Origin of the sequence: Acinetobacter sp. AOR01_HL, from assembly GCF_027855455.1 — a bacterium.
Classification (GTDB): domain Bacteria; phylum Pseudomonadota; class Gammaproteobacteria; order Pseudomonadales; family Moraxellaceae; genus Acinetobacter; species Acinetobacter baumannii.
This window is the reverse complement of the sequence record NZ_JAKTIM010000057.1, coordinates 72,298-92,380: the sequence shown is the minus strand read 5'-3', so window position 1 is coordinate 92,380 and position 20,083 is coordinate 72,298. Positions and strand designations below refer to the sequence as shown.

17 protein-coding genes are annotated in these 20,083 nt (G+C 38.3%); 3 read left to right on the top strand and 14 right to left on the bottom strand.

What is annotated here, in order from left to right; translation table 11 throughout:
- Nucleotide 1: 1 nt before the first annotated feature.
- The 9 genes from MKL62_RS18165 to MKL62_RS18125 all read right to left on the bottom strand — a co-directional run bounded on the left by MKL62_RS18165 (nt 2) and on the right by MKL62_RS18125 (nt 10,666).
- Nucleotides 2-907 carry an alpha-amylase family protein gene (locus tag MKL62_RS18165; protein WP_002047066.1) on the bottom strand — a complete coding sequence of 302 codons (906 nt, stop codon included), beginning with the start codon at nt 905-907 and terminating at the stop codon, nt 2-4.
- On the bottom strand, nt 885-2,729 hold the full coding sequence (locus MKL62_RS18160; RefSeq protein ID WP_005128138.1) for a hypothetical protein: 1,845 nt from the start codon (nt 2,727-2,729) through the stop codon (nt 885-887). Before MKL62_RS18160 ends, MKL62_RS18165 begins: the two co-directional genes overlap by 23 nt.
- On the bottom strand, nt 2,730-3,980 hold the full coding sequence (locus MKL62_RS18155; RefSeq protein ID WP_005128139.1) for a glycosyltransferase family 2 protein: 1,251 nt from the start codon (nt 3,978-3,980) through the stop codon (nt 2,730-2,732). It lies immediately after the preceding gene.
- A complete protein-coding gene (locus tag MKL62_RS18150) occupies nt 3,967-4,863 on the bottom strand; it encodes a hypothetical protein (RefSeq protein ID WP_005128140.1) in 897 nt (298 codons plus the stop codon). Before MKL62_RS18150 ends, MKL62_RS18155 begins: the two co-directional genes overlap by 14 nt.
- Nucleotides 4,863-5,603: a hypothetical protein gene (locus MKL62_RS18145; RefSeq protein WP_005128141.1), complete on the bottom strand. Its 741-nt coding sequence runs from the start codon at nt 5,601-5,603 to the stop codon at nt 4,863-4,865. Before MKL62_RS18145 ends, MKL62_RS18150 begins: the two co-directional genes overlap by 1 nt.
- Nucleotides 5,604-5,797: 194 nt before the next feature.
- A complete protein-coding gene (gene phrB / locus MKL62_RS18140) occupies nt 5,798-7,240 on the bottom strand; it encodes a deoxyribodipyrimidine photo-lyase (RefSeq protein ID WP_005128142.1) in 1,443 nt (480 codons plus the stop codon).
- Between the two features lie 103 nt (nt 7,241-7,343).
- Entirely contained in the window at nt 7,344-7,826 is a 483-nt protein-coding gene (locus MKL62_RS18135) for an FKBP-type peptidyl-prolyl cis-trans isomerase (RefSeq protein WP_000123995.1), read from the bottom strand.
- A 135-nt stretch (nt 7,827-7,961) separates the two neighbouring features.
- Nucleotides 7,962-9,248 (bottom strand): NAD(P)/FAD-dependent oxidoreductase, encoded by a 1,287-nt coding sequence (locus MKL62_RS18130; protein WP_005128143.1) that lies wholly within the window; start codon nt 9,246-9,248, stop codon nt 7,962-7,964.
- 98 nt (nt 9,249-9,346) lie between these two features.
- Nucleotides 9,347-10,666 (bottom strand): D-alanyl-D-alanine carboxypeptidase PBP6B, encoded by a 1,320-nt coding sequence (locus MKL62_RS18125; protein WP_000667907.1) that lies wholly within the window; start codon nt 10,664-10,666, stop codon nt 9,347-9,349.
- 172 nt (nt 10,667-10,838) lie between these two features.
- Between MKL62_RS18125 and MKL62_RS18120 the strand changes: the two genes are divergently transcribed.
- Nucleotides 10,839-12,542: a M61 family metallopeptidase gene (locus MKL62_RS18120; protein WP_005128144.1), complete on the top strand. Its 1,704-nt coding sequence runs from the start codon at nt 10,839-10,841 to the stop codon at nt 12,540-12,542.
- A gap of 399 nt (nt 12,543-12,941) precedes the next feature.
- Nucleotides 12,942-15,179 carry an NADP-dependent isocitrate dehydrogenase gene (locus tag MKL62_RS18115; protein ID WP_000896679.1) on the top strand — a complete coding sequence of 746 codons (2,238 nt, stop codon included), beginning with the start codon at nt 12,942-12,944 and terminating at the stop codon, nt 15,177-15,179.
- A gap of 117 nt (nt 15,180-15,296) precedes the next feature.
- Here MKL62_RS18115 and MKL62_RS18110 read toward each other — a convergent pair whose 3' ends face one another.
- Nucleotides 15,297-16,085, bottom strand: a complete 789-nt coding sequence (locus MKL62_RS18110) for an rRNA large subunit pseudouridine synthase E (protein WP_000706554.1) — start codon at nt 16,083-16,085, stop codon at nt 15,297-15,299.
- 200 nt (nt 16,086-16,285) lie between these two features.
- Between MKL62_RS18110 and icd the strand changes: the two genes are divergently transcribed.
- A complete protein-coding gene (gene icd / locus MKL62_RS18105; protein ID WP_000542119.1) occupies nt 16,286-17,542 on the top strand; it encodes an NADP-dependent isocitrate dehydrogenase in 1,257 nt (418 codons plus the stop codon).
- 100 nt (nt 17,543-17,642) lie between these two features.
- Here the strand turns inward: icd and MKL62_RS18100 are convergent, their stop codons facing one another.
- From MKL62_RS18100 to MKL62_RS18085, 4 genes are all read right to left on the bottom strand, one after another.
- On the bottom strand, nt 17,643-18,134 hold the full coding sequence (locus tag MKL62_RS18100) for a hypothetical protein (RefSeq protein WP_005128145.1): 492 nt from the start codon (nt 18,132-18,134) through the stop codon (nt 17,643-17,645).
- The gene (locus tag MKL62_RS18095; protein ID WP_000069673.1) at nt 18,135-18,545 is read right to left on the bottom strand and encodes a hypothetical protein; all 411 of its coding nucleotides are present in this window, start codon (nt 18,543-18,545) and stop codon (nt 18,135-18,137) included.
- Nucleotides 18,546-18,771: 226 nt separating this feature from the next.
- Entirely contained in the window at nt 18,772-18,897 is a 126-nt protein-coding gene (locus tag MKL62_RS18090) for a hypothetical protein (protein ID WP_000853581.1), read from the bottom strand.
- Nucleotides 18,894-20,072, bottom strand: a complete 1,179-nt coding sequence (locus tag MKL62_RS18085; protein WP_005128146.1) for a YbfB/YjiJ family MFS transporter — start codon at nt 20,070-20,072, stop codon at nt 18,894-18,896. The genes MKL62_RS18090 and MKL62_RS18085 overlap by 4 nt, the downstream gene beginning before the upstream one ends.
- Nucleotides 20,073-20,083: the final 11 nt, after the last annotated feature.

Below are 20,083 nucleotides of genomic sequence, written 5' to 3'. Positions count from 1 at the left end.
TTTATTTTGAGTTTTCTGGTTCGTTTATGGTGGCGGGTGTGCTGCCATAAACGAGTCGATACCATAGACCGACAATATAAACGGACCATCGGCCCATATAGTGGGGACCATCAAAAATATAAATTTTTTTCCCTTCATACGCCTTAATTTGAGAGATAATTTCCCAAGGATAGGCTGCACGAAATTGACCATTTTTCTTGGTTCGAAATGCTTCTAAAACAATAACTGTTTTATCTTTTCCAAGTGTCTGTTCAAGTTGATCTAAAATACGTCTAGCTTGTTCGGGAGTTCGTACTCCGACACCTACACCATCTTGGAAAAAAACGCCTGCTTGTTGAGGAAGCCAGCTTTTAACCCATAAATCGTAGTTTTCAGGTTCACTTTCACCACTATAAACACTAACCCAAATAGGAGAGGGTAATTTTTCCAAAACATGTCCTAAGGTACTTACTCTTAGCCATGTTGGGTCGGCTTCTACTGGAAAATAATAGCCTTTTAAAGATGTATCATTTTGTTCTTGAATAATTTGTGCAGATTTTTCACCCAAAGCAACGACATTAGCACGCGCTTCGTGTTCATTATATTCACCTGCTAACCCCAATATAAGATTTTTGGCCCAAGGTTGCTGTTTAATTTTTTGTAAATCAATGGCTTTTTCCCATTGAGGAAGATTGGAGTTTTTCCACCAAGATTTAGATTCAACGACTGACCATTGGGGAACAAAAGTATTTATTCCTAAGTAATGCCAGTTTCCTTTAGGAGGAGTAGTATCATTGTCAGGTTGCCAGAAAATACCCTCAATAATGGGAGGTTGCCCATGATTTTTGAACAACCCCGCATAACCCACTACACTACATATAATTAAAATAATAAAAGCAGTTATTTTAATTGGTATCTGTTTTTTCATTATTACGTCGTAACCAATACCACAAGAAGATCACTATTATCATAATTGCAGAGATAATCACAACTAATAAAAAGAATGATGATTGCTGAACTAATGGCGCTTTTTGATTACCCACAATTAATTTTTGAAGAACATACATATTGCCGTTTTCAGAAACCAGCATTTTGGTCACATTATTTGGGATTTTATGCTGTATTTTTCCCCATAAATGCATAAAGGTTTGTGCACCGTTTTCAGAGTCTGTAATTACATCGAAGCGGTTATTGTTATAACTTACGATAAAGCCATTCGCTGCTGCGGGTGCATAAATAATATTTTGATGCATTAAGACTTGTTGCTGATAAATCTCTTTGTTCACTCTCACATTCACTGCTTGTGGGGAGGTCGGAGAGAAGCGTACTAGGTTCACTGGCATTGGTGCCTGTGTCAGCAGCATGTTTTTAGCGACTTGTCCTAAAATAATGGCAATATTTAATGCCCCGGATTGGTCATCAATTGCGATTGTTGGCTTGGTGGCTAAGGTCATTGAAAGAGCGGCAACACCATTTTTTAGTTTATGGGGAAGTTTGACGGTTGATTTGGCGGTATCAACCCAGAGTGAGCCGTGAGCATTGGGTAAACATTGAGAATTAGCAATAACCGAGTTTTCAAGTTTTAAGCTAAAGTTGGTTGTATTTGAAATTTCCTTGGCAAAGATGTTGAACTGTCGGTTTACAGGGTCGGATGCGAGATCCGCCGTTTTCATACTTCCTGCAAGTCCTCCATCAATCCATGCTGTAATGTTTGAACCTTGTAATAGTCCACTTTGAATACGAAGTGCGATTTGCCCTTGCAGAATATCAGTAGGTTGCCATACTGCCGGAAAATCAAGAAATAAATTCTTTTCGGCATGATTTAGTCGAAAATCCTGAATACCTAGATCTGCAAGCGTATCAATTTTTTTAAATTGCGCCCAAGCTGGTGCTGAAATTGTAGTTGGAAAAATAGCGCTACCCGTATCAAGCTGTTGCACATAAGTTGGATTAATTAGCCCGTTAATGGCAGCGGTAAGCTCTTGTGGTGTGTGATAAGTAATAGATAGCGTCGGTACACCTTCAGCCGGTTTAGCAATTTGTACTAAGGCTCCTCCTTTGAGTGGGCTTGCCGAACGAATCACTTCAATAATAAAGTTCGTTTCAGGATTTAGATTGGTTTGGCCTGAATCAACCCATTCAATTGGCGTTACGGAGCTCCACGAACTTACTAATCGGCCCAACATAGAGGCTTCGGTAATTTCTTTACGGTTATATTTTAAGATCCCGACAAAAGGTGTAGGTCGTCTAGCCTGAGGGTTAAATAAAGCGTCTGGTAGATCTTTTAAACGGTACTCATTTCGAACAGGCGTAAAGTCGAGTTGAGAATTACTCAAATAAGTTAAGTGATCAATATCTTCTGTACAGAATGTTTCTTTTGTTTGGTTAAGCGTCGTTGGTTTTGCATATTGTTGAATAATAAAATCTAAACGGTGAAAACCGCTCTGGCTGGCAGGAATATTAAATTTGAATTGGCCATCACCATTAAGCGTAGTGTTATAAATGAGCTTATCGTCATATTTGACGAGTACTGTTGTGTCATTTTCAGTTGAGTAGTCACTCGAAAACTGAATGTTTTGCCATTCAGCACCTTTTCCAATATAGAAAAAGTGAGGCTCGACTGTATATTTAGTCGAGGTACTAATATCGTCGAGTTTCCATGTATAAGCATGAGTAGACATGGCAAGCAAAAAACTGGTGCTGGCAAGGAGCACTTGAGCTGTTTGGTAAAGATCAAAAGTCTTTTTCATTTATTTTTTCTCCTTGCTACGTTCCGTTTTGTACCATTGAAGGGAGTTGCCCTGTATTTTATTTTTTAGCATGTCGAATGCGGCTTTAAACACAATAAATAAGAAGATTTGTGAGTAACTTACGTAAGATAAGACAGAATAAAAATAGAGTTCTGGTTTAACTTTTTCTAAAGAAAGCGTAAACCACATTTGTGCTACATAGAGACAAAATGAGAGTCCCCACAGTAGTGTAAATGGACCAGGAACTGAAATACCTGCAATATCAAGTAAGCCAAGCGTTAAGGTAATATGACTCCAGAATAAAGCCGGTACAAAAAGGATATAGCACATAATGTTATTTAGAATTTCAATTCCGATTGGGAATGGGGTTCTCAGTGCTACGGGTAAATATTTGCGTGTCACATAAAAATTACCTTGAGTCCAGCGTGAGCGCTGTTTAACGAATACGCTTAACGAAGGAGGGTCCTGTTGCCAACCAATTGCATAGGGAACCCATTTAATTCGTTTTTGTCCGATAAAAATTCGGAAACTCATTTCTGTATCATCCACTAACGATTTTTCATCAAAACCGCCCAAAGTCTCTAGAGCATCGCGCCAGATGACATAATTTGTTCCCATTAATGTTGATAGTTCAAAACGTTGCCAGCGTCCACCTTGAAAGATCCATTGGAAAAAGATGAATTCAATCGCAATAAAACGAGTCAAAATACTATCCTGCCAGTTACGGGTTCTGACTTTGCCATTTACCGCGACTAGCTTTTTATCGGCTAACAAGGTTTGGGCAAGTAATCGGACGCAATCGGGTTCAGGGGTACTATCGGCGTCGTAAACAACAATTAACTCACCTTTGGCATGGGGAAGGCCATTATTAAGCGTTCTTGATTTACCTTTACCACCCATACCTTTGGGTACATTGACAATTTTTATGCAAGGATAAATTTTTGCGAGGTTTTCTGCGATTTCAAGGGTGTTGTCTTTGGAGCCATCATTGATCAGTAAGACTTCATAAGACTCTGCCGGATAATCCTGTTGAGCAATGGCATGCAAAATGTCCTCAATCACAACGCCTTCATTATAAGCAGGGATCAAAACACTTAAGACTGGCCATCTTTCTGGTATTGGTAAGTTTTGCAGCTCTTTTTCAGCCGTTTTGGAATACTTCCACGCTTGATAGCTTAACCATGCCCAAAATGCTTGTGGAATCCAAATACCTAAAAAGCCAAATAAAAACAGAATATCAATTGGAGCCATTTTTACGGACCCTCCTAATAATAGAAGAGATGAGCAGCAATAATAAAATTGCCCCGACCACTAAGGAGATCCATGAAATATAGCTACCAAATGTGCCGAGTAGATCCGGATACGTTGTTGTTAAAATCAGGTCAAGTGGAACAACAACAATACTTAAAACAATAAATATATAACCTATAAGATTCGTACTTACATGTTCAGGAGTACTCTCATAATCAATATTATTAAATTTCCATGAAATACCGAGTTGAGGATAACGAATATTAGATAGGGGTAAGTCGGCAGGAGGATTAATAATAATTTCATAACCTGATACATGGCCGTTAAAACTCTTGGCCGAGTAAAATAAATGTTGGCCTTGTCTGACTTCTCTTGAGGGTAATGGTAAATTTGCTGAATTTAGCTGGATAATATAACTACCCGCTGGTTGAGAAATTAAATTTTCATCCCATCCCGTACTCACAAAAGCAGCCATTGGGCGTAAACCAATAGCGGTCGAAAAAGTTGCTTTTGCGGCAAAATATTGAGGTTGTTCAGTTTTAAAAAGCACAATAGGAATAGCACCTTGGCTTACTGCTTCTTTTAACAAGAAATAGTGAGGAAAACCGAATACTTCGTCTGGCAAGATAATGCCGGGTCTAATTCCGTTATGGATAAACTTTTGGAAACTTTCAGAGCTGATCTGATCAATTGTAAAGACAGGCCACCACGTATCTTGGTAAGGGAAAAACATGGAAAGATCACTAGGACTTTGAACCTCGGCTTTTATTTGCTCAGCTTTAATTTCGCAATGATAATATTGTCGATAGAACTGTTGTAATGTGGCATCTGGATATTGGCTAGAGGCGATTACAATTCCACAAATATTGAGAAGATTAGACATTAGCTCATCTCCTCAGGTGGAATAGGAACAATTTTGTATTCCACCTCAAGACGCAAAGTCGTAATTTCTTTTAATTTTTTTAAGAATACAGGGTCTCCTTCTGTTTTCTGCTGGCGAATCATAATACTGTAAATATTTTCCAGATCATCATCTGCAAACTGGAAAACAATTTCGTTGGGTTCATGTTGGCTCAAAATTTTAATCATTTCATTTTGAGTTGTTTTCCAGACATCATCGCCTAACATTTCTTTAATCAGACTGCGATTAAGAATTCGAATTTCGAATACTTCATAATCTTGTACATTGTGGTGATCAAGTAATTTAAAAAAACTACGCTGAAAGTATTTTAAAGCACTTAGCGGGAAAATATCGCGGCGATAATTTCGGTCATAGCTTTGAATATCACGGTATTTCTGTACATTAATTTCAATATTGTGGCGTACAGCACTTAGAAAGAGCGGTATTAGGGGAATAATGAATAGTAAAAGTAACTGACGTTCAATATGTGTTTGTGCGCCTAAGTCGAGTAAAAAGTATACGGCAACTCCAATAAAAGCCACTAAACCTACAATTAAAGACAAACCGACTTCTAAAAAAGCACCTGAAATTAAAAGAAGAAGAATAAAAATCCAACTTCCTCTAAAACTCACAGGCAGCCACTCGTATGCAACCATTCCCATAAATAGATGAGCTGCGATAATCCATAAGACGAGTGTTCTACCAGGGTGTTTTTGTTGCATGTGGCCTATGCTACCTTTTTTGTAATGTTAATTTTTTTATACTTTTATAATGAAAGGTGTTGATTTGCGAAGTAGTTGTTGTTTCTGTCCTTTTTAGGTATCTATTATGTTTATTTGTAGATTAAAGCCACTGTATAGTCAAACCTTGTTATTAATTTTTCATCAAAAATAAACAGAGCAGACTCAATTGTTATCTAAATATTCTTGAAAGTTTTAATTGCTTTAAGACGTGTTTCTTTTAAATCTACTATGGGTTTTGGATAATTTAAACCAAGATCGGTTTTGCTTGAGTAGGGTTCATGAATCGTTTTATTGTCCAAATGAGCCAATTCTTTCACCCATTGGCGAATATATTCACCCTCCGGATCAAACTTCTTTGATTGAGCGATTGGGTTGAAAATCCGAAAATAAGGTACGGCATCTGTTCCTGTTGAGGCACACCATTGCCAACCGCCATTATTTGCGGCGAGGTCACCATCAATTAAATGTTGCATAAACCATTGTTCACCAATGCGCCAATCAATCAAAAGATTTTTACATAAAAACATGGCCGTAATCATACGTACTCGATTATGCATCCAGCCTGTTTGTAAAAGTTGTCGCATCCCAGCATCAACAATAGGAATACCGGTTTGACCCGTTTGCCATGCGGTTAAATGTTCTGGATTATGGTTCCATTTAATCTTCTGAGTATCTTTTTTAAACGGGATGTGTTTAGAAACATGCGGAAAATCAAATAAAATATGTTGGTAGAACTCTCTCCAAAGAAGTTCGTCTAACCATGTTTGTTGGCCTTCATTGACTAAGTGAAAGTTGCCATGTTGATTACGAAAGAGTGCTTGTAAACACTGTCGAATAGATAAAATACCAATATTTAAATAAGGCGAAAGCTTACTTGTACCTTGTATATGAGGAAAATCGCGCTCGACTTTATAGTGATAAACCGATTCTTCAATAAATTGATCTAATTGTTCTAATGCGTATTGTTCGCCAACAGGCCATAAATCTTGCTGTTCTTTTGAGAGAGATGAGCAAAATAGTTTTTCAATTTCGTCTAAATCAATATTTTTCCCCTGTAAAAAATCTAGTGGTACTTCATTTTGTTTATTAGGGACCGGATAACATTGAGGTAAACCGCTTGTGTCGAGCTTTGTATAACAAGCTTTTTTGAATGCACTAAATACTTGATATGGTTGTTGTGATTGGTTACGGATTGAACGTAAAGGAAAAATAGTACGGTCATGGAATAAAAATAGTTCTTTGCCATGCCGATTTAAATAGTCTTGTACCGTTTTATCTCTTTTTAATTCATTTACGCCTATTTCGATATTGGCATACACATTTTCAATATTATATTTCTTGCTGAAATCAGAAATAAAGTTTGCGATCTCTTTCCAATCGGGAATGACTTGAATAACTAGAGGAATATGCAGTGCTGCTAACTCTTTCTGAAGCGTTCTGAGTTGTCGTAAATAAAAACTTATTTTTATTGGAGCATCGGCGTGTTGTTTCCATTGCTCTGGCGATAAGATGACTAAACCGAGTGAAGGTCCTTGCTGGCTGGCGTGCCATAAAGCTGCATGATCATGTATACGCAAATCTTGGCGAAACCAAATGAGCTGATAAGCATTTGACATGCAAGTCCCTAAAAATAAATTAACTCTATGAATATTATATAAATTAAAGACATAAAAAAAGCAAAGCCGAAGCTTTGCTTTTTATTATCTTCTAAAAGAAGACTTAGTGGTGGTGACCACCCGCACCGTGTACGTGACCATGATCTAATTCTTCTTGAGAAGCTTCACGGATTTCTACGATTTCAACTTCAAAAGTTAAATCTTGACCAGCAAGTGGGAAGTTTGCATCAACGATAACGTTGTCGCCTTCAACAGCTTTAACAGTAACGATTTGAACGCCGTCATCTGTTTGAGCTTGGAATTGCATACCTGGTTGAATGTTATCAACGCCTTGGAACATTTGAGCAGGAACTTCTTGTACTAGGTCTGGGTTATATTCGCCATAACCTTCAGCAGCTGGTACGTTAACAGTGAATTTATCACCAACAGTCTTACCAGTTAATGCATTTTCTAAACCAGGAATGATGTTGCCTGCGCCATGCAAATAGGCAAGTGGTTCACCTTGAGATTGATCAAGTGTTTCACCCTCAGCGTTTGTTAATTTATAGTGGAATGAAACCACGTGGTTATTTGCAATTGCAGTCATGTTTTTGATCCATTCAATCAATTAAAGCGTACATCATAAAGTGAAAAATAAATTTTGTAGACTACAAAATCTCAATCTTTAACACTTTTTCTAATGCGTTTTTATCTAAATAGGGATGAACTTAAAAAATTCAACTCAATACAGCTTAATTTTTGGTCGTACTCGTCTTGTAAGTAAATCTTTCATTGTGAGTAGTCCAGCTTGAGTGTATCCGTGAATTGTTGCTTGATGTAAACGGTATAAAGATACATACATCGTTTTAGCAATATATCCTTGGACACTGACATCCCCTAGTAATTCTCCAACCGCTTTATTACGACTTAAAGACACAAGTGAACCTTTGTCATTAAAAGTAAACATCGGTTGTGATCGGCCATTTAGCCTAGCAGCCATAGCATCGACTAAAAAGCTCGCTTGTTGACTAGCAACTTGAGCACGTGGTCCGAGAGGCGGGTGTCTTGCATCAAGTTGGCAATGCGCACAATCACCAAATGCAAATACATTAGGATCGGAATAGGTCTGCAGCGTTGCATAGACCATTAAGCGGTTAATATTATCACGTTCGAAATCGCTAAGACTTTCAAGTACTTTTGGTGCTTTTACCCCAGCTGCCCATACCGTAATATCACTGTTGAGTTGGTTACCATTACTAAAATAGATACAGTGTTCATCAATTTTTTCAACCCGGTGTTTAGTTAAAATTTCAACACCCATTTTTTGAAGCTGTTTTGCGCTATGTTCAGCTGTTTTTTCACTTAGAGCAGGGAGGATGCGTTCTGAGGCCTCAATGAGTGTAATTTTGACTTGATTCGGATGGATCTTTTTTAAACCATAGCGATAAAAGTTTTTGGTCGTTTCAATCAGTTCAGCCGCAAGTTCGACACCTGTTGCCCCCGCACCAATAATTCCAATATTTAATGTACGTTGATCGGGTTGATTTTGCGCTTCGATATATAGGTGTAAAAGATCTTGCTGGAAAATATCCGCCTGTTTACGGCTATCGAGGAAATGGCAGTTTTCACGAACACCGGGTGTATTGAAATCATTTGATACTGAACCAAGCGCTAAAACAAGCGTATCGTAACTGAGTTGTTGAATATGGATATTTTGTTCTTTAGAGACTTGAGGGGGAATTAAATCAATTATTTTCTTATCTTTATTTACTGCTGTTAATGTTCCCAACACAAATTCATAGTGGTGTTTCTCTGCATGGGCAAAATAATTGGTTTGCTCTTCGTGAGGATTTAAAGAACCCGCCGCAATTTCATGAAGTAATGGTTTCCAGATATGAGTTAAATTTTGGTCAACCAATGTAATTTTGGCTTTACCATTTTTCCCAAAAGTTTCACCAAGTTGTGTGGCGAGTTCTAAACCACCAGCACCACCACCGACAATAACAATATGATGTAAGTTTTGGGTCATTTTTATCACCTAATTATTTTTCTATAAAAAAAGATGGCTGAATTATGCCATCTTTTCTTTATAAAATTTATTGTGCATCTGTGCACAATTTGATGTTTTTAGTGCGAATCTATAGGGTAGAGTTTTGCTGCACTGTGCTCACTTGATGAAAAGATTGAGAATAGGCTTGAGAACCACATCATAATTCTTTGGAAAATATTTGCTTCTTCAATGTGTACATCATTTTCAATTTGAAGACTGCGAATGAGCTGGTTGTTTTGATAAATTGAAACTGTTGCCAAATTCATCGCTTTCATTAACGGTGCTGTTAACTTTTGCTCATTTAACTGAATATTTACACGTGTTTGAGTTGTTTCAAGTGGAGCAATAACTTTAGGTTGTTGATTGCTATCAAGAACTTGAATACGCTGTGTAGCATAATCAAACGTATTTAAATCAATTGGTGTTGGCTCAGCATATAAAGAAGTCGTAACAATGGTTGGCTGCTTAGTTTCTACTTTAAACATTTTTAAAGTTGATTTAATAACAGGCAATTCAGCAATTAATTTTTGCTCAGGAATAACTACTTCATCACGTGTATAAGCATAAGCAAGATTCATTAATTTATCTGCAATTTCAGCACGTTTCACAGCACTTGGTGTACCTAAGACAATTACCAGTAAACGTCTTTGCGGTAAGTTCGGTGAAAATGAAGGGCGTGAAGCTGTTAGAGCCAAGTTATAACCTGCTGCTTTGGTATAGCCAGTTTTTAAGCCATCTACAGATGGATCGTATTTGAGCGCAAGGTTCGTCGCGTGATGAAAACGTTGATTGTAGCTAAAGCTCGGCATTTTCGAATAATGTAAATATTCAGGGGTCTGGTGAATCACTGCCTGACTTAATAAGCTCAAATCATGAGCTGTCGTGTAATGATCCGGCATTGTAATGCCAGCAGGGTTACTAAAGTGCGTGTCTTTCATACCCAGCGCTTGTGCTTCTTGATTCATACGCTGTACGAAATGAGGCACATCACCAGAAATTTTTTCAGCCAAAGTCACAGCTGCATCATTTGCAGACATAACAATTAAACCAGCCAAGAGCTGATCAACTGAAATTTGCTCGCCCGCTTTGAGGTACATTTGTGATTCATCCCACTGCACCACGCTTACGACTGGTGTTGCAGTAATGACTTCGTTCAGTTTTAACTTTCCAGCCTTAATCTCTTTTAATGCAATGTAGGCCACCATCATTTTGGTTAAAGAGGCTGGCGCACGTTGTACATGACTATTATGCTCAGCAATAATTTGACCAGATTGGGTATCTACAATTGTCCATGCAGCGGCTTCAACACTTTCAGGAGCAATATTAAGTAGAGCAGCATTGGTAAGAGTAGTACAGAAAATACTAAACAGCGTAAAAAGAGATAGGAAGAATTTCACTAGGTGACCTTGACGTTTACTGGCAAATACGGAACACAGATGCCCAGCATGCTATGCCTTTTTTTTGTAGAAGGCTAGTGTGAATTGTTGCCAAAAAATACATCTACGCAAGTCGATACAAAAAAGTGATAATCTAATGTGAAACCGTTCTTATTTTTAAATTGAAGAATTTATGTTGCATTATCAAATTGAGTTCGATGATTACAAACAACACCTTGTTCACGTGACAATTCGCTTTTTAGCGAATCCAAATCAGGAACTATGGTTACCAACGTGGATTCCGGGCAGTTATCTCATTCGAGAGTTTTCTAAGCACATCGAGGCAGTAAAGGCATATGATGAAGCTGGACGCATGCTCAATATTAAAAAGACTGAAAAAAATCGCTGGCGTTTATTTAACACCGATCACGAGTTAATTACTGTTGAATATGATGTTTATGCATATGATTTATCAGTACGTGGCGCTTATGTAGATCAAACGCGTTTATATATTAACCCTGCCTGTGTGTGTTTAGGCTTAGAAGGCCAAGAACAATCTGCCTGTGAATTAGAAGTCTTTTTGCCGGATGAATTAAAACACTTTCAGTTAGCAACAGGATTAGCTTCAAAAAGTTTAGTAAAAGGACGTTTTACTTTAAAAGCTGATCATTATGATCAACTCATTGATAGTCCATTTGAACTGGCTGATCAAACGCGTTTTAGCTTCGAAACACATGGAATTGAACATGAGTTTGTAATTTCAGGTACTCACGCTACGAATGTTGATCGTTTAAAAACGGATATTGAAAAAATTTGTGCAGCCGAAATTGATCTGTTTGGTTCGGCACCGTTTAAAAACTATACCTTCATGACTATGGCAACAGGGAATAGTTACGGTGGGCTAGAGCATTGCAATAGCACAAGTCTGATTACTCCACGAGATGATTTGCCGAAATCGAATGAACCTACTGAACCTTCGAAAGATTATCAACGTTTCTTAGGTTTATGCAGTCATGAATATTTTCATTCTTGGTTAGTAAAGTTTATCCGTCCAGAAAATTTTGCGAACTACAACCTGCATCAAGAAGGCTATACTTCGCTACTGTGGATTTTTGAAGGGTTTACTTCGTATTACGATGATTTAATTTTATTACGTAGTGGCGTGATTTCCCAAAAGTCTTATTTAGATTTGTTGAAGTCACAGATTGATCGCTATTTGCAAAACCCGGGACGTTTTGTTCAAACAGTAGCAGAATCAAGTTTTGATGCTTGGATTAAATTTTATCGTCAAGATGAAAATTCGAATAATGCAGGCACGAGCTATTATAACAAAGGTGCATTAGTTGCCTTGTGTTTGGACTTAGGCTTACGTTTACGTGGTTCTAGCCTTGATGCCTTAATGCGTCGATTGTATGAAAATACGCAAAACGGTGTTCAGGTTAATGAGCGTACAATTTTTGATTTATGTGAAGAGCTAACAGGCGATAGTTGGGTAGAGCAAATCAATCATTTGATTAATACTACTGAAGAGTTACCACTTGATCAGTTATTTCCTGAGTTTGGTTTAAGTTATACGCTTAAAAATGATAAGACTTTAGCTTATGGTTTAAAGCTAGCTGATAAGCCTGAAGGTGTGTTAGTACAAAATGCTCACCGTGAGGGAGCTGGTGCTAAAGCGGGTATTTCTGCTAATGATGTCATTATTGCAATTGATGGACTAAAAGCGACCACAAAACTTATTGAGAAATATGCTAAACAAAAGGGTAATTACTCAGTCTTGGCTTTCCGCCGTGATGAGTTATTGTCGTTTGAAGTTACAAGTGACAGCATAAACTTAACTGAAGTTGAACTTATTATTGAAGATCAAAGCAAAGCTGACAAATGGTTAAAAGCCTAAATAACCGTTAATTAATTTATAAAAAACCGATGTTTCGTGCATCGGTTTTTATTTTTTCCTAACTTCAAAACATAGAAAGAGTCTTTATCTTTGAGTTTGTTTTGAATGAAAAGTATAATAATTGTCAGAACTCTGAAAGATATCTCATGTAATTTAAGACTGTTCTATACCTAAAAGTTGGTAAAAGCGCATTTATTACCATAAGTTAGGTATAAGATTATTATCGATAGATTTAAATTATGTATTATTTCGCTGCGAAATGTCGTTATCACTGGATATTTCGTTGACTGAAAGCCAATGAGAGCCGATACTCTCAGGGTTTTATTTAAGCATATCGGTTCGTAGGCACTGGGCCAAAAGCTCGGTCCTCAAAACTCAATTCAACGGAAGGGGCTATATATGGCTGGTGAAAAGTCAACCATCATTTACACACTGACTGACGAGGCGCCATTATTGGCGACTTATTCGCTACTGCCGATCATTGAGACCTTTACTAAGCCAGCTGGTATCGAGATTGTTAAAAGTGACATCTCTGTAGCTGCACGTGTGCTCGCAGAATTCGCTGACTACCTAAGTGAAGAGCAAAAGGTATCCGACAACCTTGCTGAGCTAGGTCGTCTTACACAAGATCCAGATACTAACATTATCAAACTCCCAAATATTAGTGCCTCTGTTGCGCAATTGACAGCATGTATTAAAGAACTTCAATCTAAAGGTTATGCAATTCCTGACTATCCGGAAAACCCAGCGACTGAAGAAGAAAAAACAATCAAAGCTCGTTATGGCAAATGCCTAGGTTCAGCAGTAAACCCTGTTCTTCGTGAAGGTAACTCTGACCGTCGTGCTCCTGCTGCCGTTAAAAATTACGCTAAGAAACACCCTCACTCAATGAGCGAGTGGAAACAATGGTCGCAAACTCACGTTTCACACATGGAAGAAGGTGACTTCTACCACGGTGAAAAGTCAATGACACTTGACCGTCCACGCAATGTAAAAATGGAACTTATCACAAACAGTGGTAAAAGCATTGTTCTTAAGCCAAAAGTTGCGCTTCAAGAAGGCGAAATCATTGACTCAATGTTCATGAGCAAAAAAGCGCTTTGCGACTTCTACGAGAAACAACTTGATGACTGCCGCGAAGCAGGAATTTTATTCTCATTACACGTAAAAGCGACAATGATGAAAGTTTCACACCCGATCGTTTTCGGTCACTGTGTGAAAATCTACTATAAAGAAGCTTTCGAAAAACACGGTAAGTTGTTTGACGAATTAGGTATTAACGTAAATAACGGTATGGCTGGGTTATACGAGAAAATCGAAACTCTTCCAACCTCATTACGTGAAGAAATCATTGAAGATTTACATGCTTGCCAAGAACACCGTCCTGCACTTGCGATGGTTGACTCAGCAAAAGGTATCACTAACTTCCATTCACCTAATGACATCATCGTAGATGCTTCTATGCCTGCAATGATCCGTGCTGGTGGTAAAATGTGGGGTGCTGATGGTAAGCAATACGATGCTAAAGCAGTAATGCCAGAATCAACATTTGCCCGTATTTACCAAGAAATGATCAATTTCTGTAAATGGCATGGTAACTTTGATCCAAAAACAATGGGTACAGTACCAAACGTTGGTTTGATGGCTCAAAAAGCTGAAGAATACGGTTCTCACGACAAGACTTTTGAAATTCCTGAAGCAGGTATTGCAAACATTACTGATCTTGACACTGGTGAAGTGTTATTGACTCAAAATGTTGAAGAAGGCGATATCTGGCGTATGTGTCAGGTGAAAGACGCTCCGATTCGTGACTGGGTAAAACTTGCAGTAACTCGTGCACGTAACTCAGGCATGCCTGCGATCTTCTGGCTTGACCCATATCGTCCACACGAAAATGAATTGATCAAGAAAGTACAGAAGTACTTAAAAGATCACGATACGACTGGTCTTGATATCCAGATCATGTCTCAAGTACGTGCAATGCGTTACACACTTGAGCGTGTAGTTCGTGGCCTCGATACAATTTCTGTAACCGGTAACATCTTACGCGACTACTTAACTGACTTGTTCCCAATTATGGAACTTGGTACTTCTGCGAAAATGTTGTCTATCGTTCCGCTTATGGCGGGTGGTGGCATGTACGAAACTGGTGCGGGTGGTTCAGCACCTAAACACGTACAACAACTTGTTGAAGAAAACCACTTACGTTGGGATTCGCTTGGTGAGTTCCTTGCGCTTGCAGTTTCTCTAGAAGAAATGGGTATTAAAGAAAATAATGCTCGTGCGAAGTTACTTGCGAAGACACTTGATGAAGCGACTGGTAAATTGCTTGACAATGACAAGTCTCCATCACGTCGTACAGGCGAACTTGACAACCGTGGCAGTCACTTCTACTTGTCACTTTACTGGGCAGAAGCACTTGCTGCACAGAACGAAGATGCTGAGTTGAAAGCTAAATTTGCTCCACTTGCAAAAGCATTAGCTGAAAATGAACAGAAGATCGTTGCTGAGCTTGCTCAAGTACAAGGTAAACCAGCTGATATCGGTGGTTACTATGCAGTTGACCCAGCGAAAGTAAGCGCTGTAATGCGTCCAAGTGCTACATTTAATGCAGCGCTTTCAACTGTTCAGGCTTAATTACTAATTCATTAGTACATAGCTAAAAGCCGGTGCATAAGCACCGGCTTTTTATTTTTATAAAATAAAAGTCATTAAAAAAAGCCCACTAACGTGAGCTTTAAAACTTAAATATTTTTATCGGCTATTGCGGCTACGACCACGTGGTGCTTTGGTATTTGGACGCGTTGTACCGTTAGTCTTACGACGCGGTTTTTCACTTTCATCCATTTGCCAAATACGCTTTGTACCAGATTTTTTCGCAGAACCATCTTTGTTCTTGCGAACCATTGGCTTACCGCCAGTGCCACCTGGTTTTTTCACATATGAACGTGAACGATAAGGTTGTTCAGCCGGAACATCTTTAAAGTCTGGGTAGAGTAGAGGCTCAATTTCTTTGGTTTCGCCCGGTTGTAATCCCAATTGAACTAAGTCAATCGTACCAATTTTTGTACGAATGAGACGTAAAGTCGGAAAACCTACCGCAGAGGTCATGCGACGGACTTGGCGGTTACGACCTTCACAAATAGAGATTTCAATCCAAGATGTTGGAATGCTGGCACGGTAACGTACAGGAGGATCGCGGTCCCATAACCATTCAGGCTCACTTACCTTAATTGCTTTAGCTGGTAAAGTCATACCATCATTAAGCTCTACACCCTTACGAAGCTGCTCGAGCGCTTCTTCGGTTACATCGCCATCAACTTGAACTAAATACGTTTTGTATTTTTTATTCGCCGGGTTGGTAATGAACTGATTCAAACCACCATGATCAGTTAAGAAAACTAAACCCTCAGAGTCCATATCAAGACGCCCTGCTATGCGCAAAGTCGGGTCATCTACAAAGTCAGAGACCGTCATGTGTGCTTCGTCTTTACGAAACTGGGAGAGAACGTCATATGGTTTGTTGAGAATGACGATTTTCATAAAAAATGACTTCTTCTTTCAAATAAGCGGTAAAAACATTGAGCTATATTTAAGTGCGAAATTTGCTTATTTCCCACATAAATCTCAAAAAGGGTTAAATTCGATTAAGCTATTATGCGTTAATAAAAGTTGAAAGTATTGTTTATCGATAATTATTTTTGTTTGGTTAGTTAAATATTATAAAAGGGAGAATCTACATAATGGGTTATCAGAAGATCGTGGTTCCTGCCGACGGTGATAAAATTACAGTAAAAGCAGACCTGTCACTGAATGTACCAAATCATCCAATTATTCCTTTCATTGAGGGTGACGGTATTGGTGTAGATATTACACCAGCAATGAAAAAAGTTGTTGATGCGGCAATTTTAAAAGCCTATGGCGGCAAACGCTCTATTGAATGGATGGAAGTGTATTGCGGTGAAAAGGCCAATAAAATTTACGGTACTTATATGCCGGAAGAAACCTTTGAGGCACTGCGTGAATTTGTAGTTTCTATTAAAGGCCCTTTAACTACACCAGTCGGTGGTGGTATTCGTTCACTTAATGTTGCACTACGCCAAGAACTGGATTTGTATGTATGTGTACGTCCTGTGCGTTGGTTCCAAGGCGTCCCTTCACCCGTTCAACATCCTGAGTTAACTGACATGGTAATTTTCCGTGAAAACTCGGAAGATATTTATGCAGGTATTGAATGGAAAGCAGATTCTGAAGAAGCTAAAAAAGTCATTAAATTCCTTCAAGAAGAAATGGGGGTCACAAAAATTCGTTTCCCTGAAGGATGTGGTATTGGTATTAAACCTGTTTCTAAAGAAGGAACACAGCGCTTAGTCCGTAAGGCTATTCAGTTTGCAATAGATAATGACAAACCTTCGGTGACTCTTGTTCATAAAGGCAACATTATGAAATATACCGAAGGTGCCTTTAAAGAATGGGGGTATGAGTTAGCGTTAGATCGTTTCGGTGGTGAATTAATCGATGGTGGCCCATGGGTTAAAATTAAGAACCCTAAAAATGGTAAAGACATCATTATTAAAGACGTGATTGCAGATGCTTTCTTGCAACAAATCTTGATGCGTCCTGCTGACTACTCTGTAATTGCAACTCTTAATTTAAATGGTGACTATATTTCAGATGCTTTAGCAGCAGAAGTAGGGGGAATCGGGATTGCGCCAGGTGCGAATATTGGTGGAGCTATTGCAGTGTATGAAGCAACGCATGGCACTGCACCTAAATATGCTGGGCAAGATAAAGTCAACCCGGGTTCAATTATTCTCTCTGCTGAAATGATGCTCCGTGATATGGGGTGGACAGAAGCAGCGGACCTGATTATTAAAGGTATTTCAGGAGCGATTGCAGCTAAAACCGTAACTTACGATTTTGAGCGTTTAATGCCGGGAGCGACCTTGTTACGTTGCTCAGAATTTGGCGATGCCATAATTCAGCACATGGAAGATTAAACTTTCATAGAAAAGCCCTCAATTGAGGGCTTTTAAAGTCTTTAGATTTATAATTTTGAAAAATAATAAAAAATATGAATATTAAACGTTAAAATTTTAGCTAAGAATTAGCCGTATAGGCCCACAATATACATGCTAATATCGTTAAACTCAGCAATATTAAGCCTTGCCCATGATGTGTTGCATACAGTGGTACATTTCCAATGGTATGCGTCATTTTGTAGTTTAGAATAGGCCGAATACAAAAGAAAAAAAGCGGTAATGATAAAATCACTGTATTACTAATTTTAATTGTATGGCGAAAATAGTAACTAAATAGTCCTATTAGGGCGGCATACAATAATGTTTTAAATAGCACCTCTCCACTGGTGTATATATCTATACCGAGATAAAAATTAAACTTCCATATCAGAAGACTAACTGTAGCAATTATTGCGATAATACCTACAACAACGGCATTTGCTGGGTTTGATACATTGAACATTTTTAGAGTTTTTAATTGATATAAATTAATTTGCTTAAAATATATATTATAAAAATATAGAGTACAGTGACGATTTTTAACTTTATAAAACTCCCTAAAAATCCTCATTTAGACATTTTGAGACTCAAGCGAGTTTGAGCTTGTTTCTTTAAATACCCATAGGGCAAAACAAAATATGATCACGATGAGTAGCCCTAAACTTTGACCATGACCTGAGAGATAAAACGGAACATCTGGGATAGTTTGAATGGCCTTGTAGTCAAGAATTGGCTCTAGCCAAAAGTAGGCAAATGGAACGGCAATTAAAAATTGTGTTGTAAACTCAATATGATTGCGTGTTAAAAAGCCCAAAATAGCTGCTGTGACAATATAGATAACAATCCTTACCGAGACTTCGTATGATGTGGTCATATCCAGTGCAAAGATGGTCTGACATTTAAATGCCAGTAATAAAACACCGATAAAAGCGAACATCGCCAAGAGCTTTAAAAGCTCATCAATATAATTGTTATTGCTCATGTTTTGCTCAATTTTAAGTATTAAAAATTATAAATTTTGACTGAATATAGATCAGAAAATAGCTCTCTACATTGACATAATATGACATTTTTTGTCAGTTAAGCGTTTTTAATAAGCGTACTAAAATAGCTGTTATGCGTTTTGTTCTACTGATCTATTTATTAATTTTTATTTTGACAATATACGATTATTCAATGGAAAAGCCCCTTATATATAGGGCCTTTTTTTATTGCATAAATTCCGGATGCTTCTGGGGCTTAGAGATACCAATTTTCTTTTGATAGCTTTGGTCTAAAGCCTGAATAATGAGTACGAAAATAATCAAAAAGAGAGGAAAGAATAAAGTTTTCACGATTTGGTTTCTCCGAGAGTGTTCGGCAGGGAAGAACGGATAGGAATTAAAAGGCTCAATGCAAATAACAAAACAATGCCACCCATTAAAAACAGATGGGCATAAGACCAATGCAAGTGATGTAAAGTACTAATAACAACGCCACCTAATAACTGAGTGCTGGCAAACCCAATGGTGGCAAGGCTCCAGATTTTTTGATAACGCTGTTCATAAATCTGTAGCAGGCTGTAAGAGCTAATAAATACGGTGGCAGGTGTGAGTAAACCTGTAAGAAAGGACGATAAAGTGAGCAAAGCAGTAGCATGTGAAAAAAATGGTAGGGCAACTGCCAAGCAATAGACACCGTATAGACATTTAATTGCCTGCAAATATCCAATAAGGCGGCTTAAACAATACGCCACAAAGGCGCCAACACAACTTCCGACCCCATAAAGAACCCAAAATAAGTTTCGTTGTTGCAATGGAAAATGTAGCGTCCCCGATAAATAGTCCATCCAAAACAAAGAATGTGGGATATATGCAAAAGCACTGCACATATAAGCAATAATAATGACCAGTCCTAAACGTGAATGTTTGAAGTTTTGAGGAGCGTGATTGGCCGTTTGAACGGACTCGGTAGGTGGGTGCCTTAATAACTGAAAAAGTACCAAACTGCCAATAATGGAAATGGCGGCAAAAATTTCCCAGACATATTGAACAGGCATATTTTTAAGTGCAGAAATAATGAGGGTGGCAGATAACACGCCTGCGCCAATACCACTAAACCCTAAAAAATTGACTTTGAGCCTTTGGCTAATTGCAATATTTTTCATGGCAAAGCTAGGTGCCAAAATCATGAGTAGGCCACCTGCGATACCTGAAATGGTGCGCCAGAGAACAAACCAAGCCAAAGGCATGTGTATAAAAGAACAGCAAATTAGGCTTAAGCTGCCTAAAACCGCCGAAGTTATAATCAAAGCGGGGATAGATTTTTCTTTAATGCTAAACAGGGCCAATAGTGCGCCAACCAGATAGCCCAATAAATTTGCACTTCCTAAATAGCTTGCAAAATCATGAGTCCATCCATATTGCACAATCATAATAGGCATGAGTGCGGTATAGGAAAATCTAAAAATACCAATTCCTAGGCAAGTCGCTAAAAAGACAAGCAGGCTCATTCGATAGAACGTAGACATGAGAAATCTCT

Excerpts from the sequence above, each read along its gene's own strand:
- MKL62_RS18160 (WP_005128138.1), bottom strand. The coding sequence starts at position 2,729 with ATGAAAAAGACTTTTGATCTTTACCAAACAGCTCAAGTGCTCCTTGCC.
- icd (WP_000542119.1), top strand. The coding sequence starts at position 16,286 with ATGGGTTATCAGAAGATCGTGGTTCCTGCCGACGGTGATAAAATTACA.
- MKL62_RS18110 (WP_000706554.1), bottom strand. The coding sequence starts at position 16,085 with ATGAAAATCGTCATTCTCAACAAACCATATGACGTTCTCTCCCAGTTT.
- MKL62_RS18130 (WP_005128143.1), bottom strand. The coding sequence starts at position 9,248 with ATGACCCAAAACTTACATCATATTGTTATTGTCGGTGGTGGTGCTGGT.
- MKL62_RS18135 (WP_000123995.1), bottom strand. The coding sequence starts at position 7,826 with ATGACTGCAATTGCAAATAACCACGTGGTTTCATTCCACTATAAATTA.
- MKL62_RS18095 (WP_000069673.1), bottom strand. The coding sequence starts at position 18,545 with ATGAGCAATAACAATTATATTGATGAGCTTTTAAAGCTCTTGGCGATG.
- MKL62_RS18150 (WP_005128140.1), bottom strand. The coding sequence starts at position 4,863 with ATGTCTAATCTTCTCAATATTTGTGGAATTGTAATCGCCTCTAGCCAA.
- MKL62_RS18165 (WP_002047066.1), bottom strand. The coding sequence starts at position 907 with ATGAAAAAACAGATACCAATTAAAATAACTGCTTTTATTATTTTAATT.
- MKL62_RS18120 (WP_005128144.1), top strand. The coding sequence starts at position 10,839 with ATGTTGCATTATCAAATTGAGTTCGATGATTACAAACAACACCTTGTT.
- MKL62_RS18085 (WP_005128146.1), bottom strand. The coding sequence starts at position 20,072 with ATGTCTACGTTCTATCGAATGAGCCTGCTTGTCTTTTTAGCGACTTGC.
- phrB (WP_005128142.1), bottom strand. The coding sequence starts at position 7,240 with ATGTCAAATGCTTATCAGCTCATTTGGTTTCGCCAAGATTTGCGTATA.
- MKL62_RS18155 (WP_005128139.1), bottom strand. The coding sequence starts at position 3,980 with ATGGCTCCAATTGATATTCTGTTTTTATTTGGCTTTTTAGGTATTTGG.
- MKL62_RS18115 (WP_000896679.1), top strand. The coding sequence starts at position 12,942 with ATGGCTGGTGAAAAGTCAACCATCATTTACACACTGACTGACGAGGCG.
- MKL62_RS18100 (WP_005128145.1), bottom strand. The coding sequence starts at position 18,134 with ATGAGGATTTTTAGGGAGTTTTATAAAGTTAAAAATCGTCACTGTACT.
- MKL62_RS18145 (WP_005128141.1), bottom strand. The coding sequence starts at position 5,603 with ATGCAACAAAAACACCCTGGTAGAACACTCGTCTTATGGATTATCGCA.